Source organism: Virgibacillus sp. AGTR (assembly GCF_016919725.2).
Taxonomy (GTDB): Bacteria; Bacillota; Bacilli; order Bacillales; family Amphibacillaceae; genus Virgibacillus; species Virgibacillus salarius.
On the sequence record NZ_JAJERH010000056.1, the window covers coordinates 21,593 to 27,665 of the forward strand.

9 protein-coding genes are annotated in these 6,073 nt (G+C 37.1%); all 9 read left to right on the forward strand.

All coding sequences use genetic code 11. From position 1 onward, the window contains the following. The 9 genes from JUJ52_RS16880 (at position 1) to JUJ52_RS16920 (ending at position 5,874) form a co-directional block, all read left to right on the forward strand. Entirely contained in the window at positions 1-360 is a 360-nt protein-coding gene (locus JUJ52_RS16880; protein ID WP_026680359.1) for a type II toxin-antitoxin system PemK/MazF family toxin, read from the forward strand. A gap of 317 nt (positions 361-677) precedes the next feature. After that, the gene (locus tag JUJ52_RS16885; RefSeq protein ID WP_026680360.1) at positions 678-1,547 is read left to right on the forward strand and encodes an RsbT co-antagonist protein RsbRA; all 870 of its coding nucleotides are present in this window, start codon (positions 678-680) and stop codon (positions 1,545-1,547) included. 5 nt (positions 1,548-1,552) lie between these two features. After that, positions 1,553-1,909: an STAS domain-containing protein gene (locus JUJ52_RS16890; RefSeq protein WP_026680361.1), complete on the forward strand. Its 357-nt coding sequence runs from the start codon at positions 1,553-1,555 to the stop codon at positions 1,907-1,909. 5 nt (positions 1,910-1,914) lie between these two features. Further along, positions 1,915-2,316, forward strand: a complete 402-nt coding sequence (locus JUJ52_RS16895) for an anti-sigma regulatory factor (protein WP_026680362.1) — start codon at positions 1,915-1,917, stop codon at positions 2,314-2,316. Between the two features lie 282 nt (positions 2,317-2,598). Continuing rightward, entirely contained in the window at positions 2,599-3,612 is a 1,014-nt protein-coding gene (locus tag JUJ52_RS16900) for a PP2C family protein-serine/threonine phosphatase (RefSeq protein ID WP_026680363.1), read from the forward strand. 97 nt (positions 3,613-3,709) lie between these two features. Further along, positions 3,710-4,042: an STAS domain-containing protein gene (locus JUJ52_RS16905; RefSeq protein ID WP_166530329.1), complete on the forward strand. Its 333-nt coding sequence runs from the start codon at positions 3,710-3,712 to the stop codon at positions 4,040-4,042. Beyond that, the gene (gene rsbW, locus JUJ52_RS16910) at positions 4,042-4,518 is read left to right on the forward strand and encodes an anti-sigma B factor RsbW (protein WP_026680365.1); all 477 of its coding nucleotides are present in this window, start codon (positions 4,042-4,044) and stop codon (positions 4,516-4,518) included. The genes JUJ52_RS16905 and rsbW overlap by 1 nt, the downstream gene beginning before the upstream one ends. Then, positions 4,490-5,281: an RNA polymerase sigma factor SigB gene (gene sigB / locus JUJ52_RS16915; protein ID WP_166530330.1), complete on the forward strand. Its 792-nt coding sequence runs from the start codon at positions 4,490-4,492 to the stop codon at positions 5,279-5,281. Before rsbW ends, sigB begins: the two co-directional genes overlap by 29 nt. A gap of 2 nt (positions 5,282-5,283) precedes the next feature. Beyond that, a complete protein-coding gene (locus JUJ52_RS16920; protein ID WP_026680367.1) occupies positions 5,284-5,874 on the forward strand; it encodes a protein phosphatase 2C domain-containing protein in 591 nt (196 codons plus the stop codon). The last annotated feature ends 199 nt before the right edge of the window (positions 5,875-6,073 follow it).

Genomic DNA, 6,073 nt, shown 5'->3' on the forward strand with positions numbered 1-6,073 from the left:
TTGATCGTACAAAGAGGCGAAGTATATTTCGCTGACCTTTCCCCTGTTGTTGGATCAGAGCAGGGAGGCGTGCGCCCGGTATTGATCCTGCAAAATGATATCGGGAATCGTTTCAGTCCTACCGTTATTGTCGCAGCAATTACAGCACAAATTCAGAAAGCGAAGCTCCCAACGCATGTGGAGATTAACGCAAAACGTTATGGATTTGATCGGGATTCCGTTATTTTGCTAGAACAAATTAGAACGCTTGATAAACAACGATTAACAGATAAAATAACAAAGTTAGATAAAGAAATGATGAATAAGATTAACCAAGCATTAGAAATCAGTCTAGGGCTGAAAGATATGTATGGTCAATAAAAACACCCTTGTTTATAGAAGAACAAGGGTGTTTTTGCATGCAGAAATACGACATTATTCTTCATACATAATTTTGATCTGTGTTACAATTAACTTTGACAAGACAGGGTTATAAACAAAAAAATAAGTAGCAATGTCAGATGAAAAATTGTTTTATTGCGGGTTAATAGTCAATAAACGTAACTGACATAATTGTATTTAGTTAGCTATAATAAAAGTTTCGTATATTGCTTAGTAACAGTCACTTTGAAGAGAACTTTCACTTTACACCTATAACAATCATTAACAATCATTTAACCATAAATGGGGGTAATCCAATGGACGAGAAATTTAAGAAGATTGCGATTGAAAACAGTGACTCAATTGTACAAATGTGGATGGAAGAAATCAATTCATTGAAAGATGGGAATTATACTTCAAGTATTTCCGATGAATTATTTGAAAGCACCAATAGAGAGTTTGTTAATGTTATCTTTACAAGTATAAAAAATGCAGGGCCACCGAAGGCAGTTGAGAGCTTTTCCGAAAAGATTATTAATCTTGGTTGGCCATTAAGCTATATCACTGATGGTCTACAAGTATTTCGCCGAGTCACTGTAGATTATATTTTAAGTCAATCTGAACAAGTAGACTCTGCTTTTATCTCTAATGTTCTTAAAAGCGTAGATGCATGGGTGGAGCCGTTAATTAGACAATTGGTAAATGAGTATTCTGGTAGCTGGGAGAATATTGTTTCTTTACAGCGAGTCGCTCTTCAGGAACTATCAGCTCCATTAATTCCTGTTATGGATAGTATTACAATTATGCCATTAATTGGAACGATCGATACAGAGCGAGCAAAGTTAATCATGGAGAATTTGTTAGACGGCGTGATTAAGCATAACTCGGAAGTGGTGCTAATTGATATTACTGGTGTTCCTGTTGTAGATACGATGGTTGCGCATCATATTATTCAAGCTGCGGAAGCCGTTCGTTTAATCGGGTCAACATGTATTCTTGTTGGGATTCGCCCAGAAATTGCCCAAACAATTGTAAATCTTGGTATTGATTTAGGGAAGTTTCCGACAAAGAGCTCGCTGAAAAAAGGTTTTAGAAGCGCATTGGAAATAACAAACCGAAAGATAGTTGATTTAGAAACGAAAGAAGAAAGTATTGAAGAATTAATTCAGTCATTGAAAGGGGAGTGAAGGCATTGCGAATACCAATCTTAAAACTCCATAATTATTTATTGATCTCCATTCAGACAGAGATAGATGATCAAACAGCAATTCAATTTCAGGAGGATCTCTTAGATAAAATTCATAAAAGTGGTTCTTCTGGTGTAGTCATTGATTTAACATCCGTCGAAATCATTGATTCATTTATTGCTAAAGTTTTAGGTGATGTGGTTACAATGTCAGATCTTATGGGGGCGAAGGTAGTTTTAACAGGTATTCAGCCAGCAGTTGCAATGACATTAATTGATTTAGGGATTCATTTAAAAAATGTTCCAACTGCATTAAATTTAGAACAAGGCCTTATCAAACTCTACCAGGAATTGGGGGAATAGAGCCTATGAAACCTCAATCTTGCGTAAATATAAAGAAAGAGTGGGATATAGTAGGTGCCAGGCAATTAGGGAGAGATATTGCGAAGAAGGTTGGTTTCGGTATCGTTGATCAAGCTCGGATTGCTACAACAATATCTGAACTGGCTAGGAATATCTACTTATATGCGGAGCATGGACAGATATGTTTCGAAGTTATTGATAACCTTGAGCATAAAGGAATGTGTATGATAGCCATTGATGTCGGTCCAGGCATTGAAGATATTGGTCAGGTAATGGAGGATGGTTATTCTACTTCAGGTGGACTGGGGGCTGGATTACCGGGAGTAAAGCGATTAATGGACGAGTTTGATTTGCAATCAGAAGTCGGGAAAGGTACAAGAATAAAAGCAATAAAGTGGTTAAGATAGTTTTATCCCACATATAACTGGCAGTAAACCCCCTTTCATGCAATAAAGTGAAATTTATATGGAAAGTGGGAGATCGACTGCAGTAAATGTCCAATTGGTTCAAAGGCCTTGAGGTCATACCCTTAGTGTACTAACCATCCGTGGGGGATAAGACAAAACCTCCACTAATTGAAGTTTCACTTTAATGGAACCGAGGTGTGTACATGATTAAGAAGTGCACACCCTATCTTTATATATACTGTCAAATGCTCTTGCTTTTTGTTGGATGTTAGGGGGATACGTATGGATGATACCGTTAAAATAGACGTAGAAAATTATAAAGAATTGATGAAGCGTTACATTGAAACAAAGGATGAACAATCACTTTATGAAGTAGAGCAGGTCAGTAAATCCTTTATAAAAAATCATATCCTACCAGATGAGATCGTGAATATGCACATTCAGGCTTTAGCGGAGCTGTATCCTTCTCTAAGTGAAGATATACAGTCTTCCATGAATTTTTTATTAGAAGCTATGATTGCCTATGGTATCGCACATCAGGAATACCAAATGCTACGTGAAAAGCAGTCTGAATTGAAATCCGAAATATCCGTAGCCGCTAGTATGCAGGAAACACTACTTGGAACAATAAAACCAGAAATAGAAGGACTGGATATTGGTGTTATTAGTGTACCTGCGCACCAAATGAATGGTGATTATCATCACTTTGTAAAGGGAAGTGATGGTTCATTAGGTATTGCTATGGCAGATGTTATTGGTAAAGGAATTCCAGCAGCTTTGTGTATGTCTATGATTAAATATGCCATGGATAGTTATCCTGAGGAGGCAATGGAACCAAGGGCAATTTTAAAGAATCTAAATCGTGTAGTCGAAAGAAATGTTGACCCCAGTATGTTTATTACTATGTGTTATGCACAATATATACCTTCCGAACACACACTTCGTTACGCCTCAGCTGGTCATGAGCCTGGGTTTTATTATAACGCTGAGAAGGATATATTTGAAGAGATGGAAACAAAAGGCCTCGTGCTCGGTGTGACCCCTGATGCCGATTATGGTCAATATGAATTAAACATTCATAAAAATGACTTAGTTATCATGCTTACAGATGGAGTTACAGAGTGTAGAGATGGTGATCGTTTTATTGAAAGTGAAGAAGTATTGAGTGTCATCAGACAATATGCGCATCTACCCGCTCAGGAGATGGTAAATCAGGTTTTTAAATACTTCGAACGTCTACAGAATTTTGAACTGCGAGATGACTTTACGTTACTTATATTACGACGGGAAGTTTAATCGTGGTGTTATGTGGGTAAATGTTATGGAGAAGTCAAACTATAAGAAGCGATATTATACAATATGTCTTATCGTGAAGATATAGGAGGAAGCAATTATGAATTTAACCATTAATGTAGTGGAAGAGACGAAAAAGTCAATCGTCAATCTTTCGGGTGAAATAGATGCGTATACAGCACCACAATTAAAAGAGACGTTACTTCCGTTAACGCAACAACGTGGAAATATAGTCGAAGTTGATCTTGAAAATGTCACGTATATGGATAGCACTGGTTTAGGGATATTTATTAGTGCATTGAAGTCTACAAAAGAACATGAAAGTATGATGCGGCTAGTAAATATACAAGATCGTGTGCTTCGATTATTTAAAATAACAGGACTAGATGAAATTATGGATATAAATGCTGCGATTCGGGGTGGAAGCGAATAATGGAGAGATTTGATTTTATTGAATTGAAAGTTCCTGCGAAAGCAGAATATGTCGGTGTTGTTCGATTAAGTATCTCAGGCATAGCGAATAGAATGGGTTTTTCTTACGAGGATATTGAGGATTTGAAAGTCGCTATCTCTGAAGCAATTACAAATACTGTGACTCATGCTTATCATGAGCAGGATGATGGCGAAGTAACAATAGGTTTTGGAGTTTATGAGGACCGTTTAGAGGTAATGGTAGCAGACCATGGAGGAAGCTTTAACCTAAATGAAGTCAAAGATGGTATTGGACCATATAAAAATACGGAATCAATTGAAGATCTAAGAGAAGGGGGTTTTGGTCTGTTCTTAATTGATGCACTAATGGATAAAGTACAAATTAACAATAACTATGGTGTCATTGTATTGATGACTAAGTATATACACGAAACTGAGGTGGACTTTGATGACGACCAAATCTCAACCACACAATAGCGGAAGAGATGAGGTTTACCAGCTAATTGAAGCTATCCAACAAGAACCGACTGATGAAGCATTACAAGAGAAGCTAGTTCTTACTTATAAGGATCTAGTCGAGTCGATTGCACGCAAGTACTCAAGAAATAGTGCTATTCATGAAGATCTTGTTCAAGTTGGTATGATCGGGCTATTAGCTGCAGTTAGAAGGTATGATCCGTCATTTGGTAAATCCTTTGAATCTTTCGCAATACCTACTATAATCGGAGAAATTAAACGATTTATTCGCGATAAAACCTGGAGTGTCCATGTACCAAGACGAATAAAAGAACTAGGACCAAAAATAAAAAAAGCAGTAGATACACTAACGACAAACAATCAGAAATCCCCAACAGTGAGAGAAATAGCAGACTATCTAGAAGTATCGGAAGAGGATATTCTTGAGACAATGGAGATGGGAAAAAGCTATAAAGCATTATCTGTAGACAGAAAAATTGAAGCAGATTCCGATGGTAGTACGGTAGCAATTTTAGATTTGGTTGGCAATGAAGAGGCTGGATATAATACGATCGATCAACGAATGCTACTAGAAAAGATACTCCCTATTTTATCTGAGCGTGAACAGCAAATCTTGAAATATACCTATTTTGAAAACATGAGTCAAAAGGAAACTGGAGAGTTACTAGGGATTTCGCAAATGCATGTTTCTAGACTTCAGCGTCGATCCTTGCGTAAGCTAAGAGAGGCCATACAGTCAGAAAGTACGGAGGTTCTTGAATAATTATGAAACGTGTACAGGTATCTGTCTTTCAAAGAGCGAAGAAAGGTAATTATTATTGTGGGGACAGTTACTTTTACAAGGAAACAGATAAAGAATTTATTTGTGCTGTGGCAGATGGACTTGGTAGTGGTGAATTTGCAAAGGAATCGTCCCAAATTGTGATTAATATTATTCAAGATAATGCTCATACGTCAATAGAAGGTATTATAAAAAAATGTAACGAACAGTTATATGGCAAACGTGGTGTTGTAGTTGGTATTCTTAAGCTCGATTTTACTACAGGAATGTACTCTTTTTCTTCGATTGGAAACATTGGTATCCTTACCATCGTGAAAAATCAAAAGAAAAAGCGAAATATACCTAATGCTGGTTATTTGGCAGGCTATCACCGTCCCTTTAAAATCATTCAAGAAAAGCTAGAATCAAATATGATGTTTATCATGTTTTCTGATGGAGTTTCGGATAGAGATCTGTCGGAAAAATATTTTTTAAATGAAGATGTCAAGGCAATTACGCAGACGTTTGAATATGTAAGTGAATCTAATCGCCAGGATGATACTACCTTAATTGCTATGCATTATAAAAAGGACTGACAATCTTTGTCAGTTTTTTTGTTGTCTAGAAAAATTAAAATTAGCCCATGTGGATAAAAATGGGCGTGTTGAGCCGTGTCTCAAGCTCCAGCGCCCAGAAACGAGGCGAATTCACGAATCGCCCTAAGCTAAGTCATCATCGGCTCGCAAGCTCACCGTGCTTCCTTTATCTCCGTTGACTCGCTCCGTTTCTATTTGT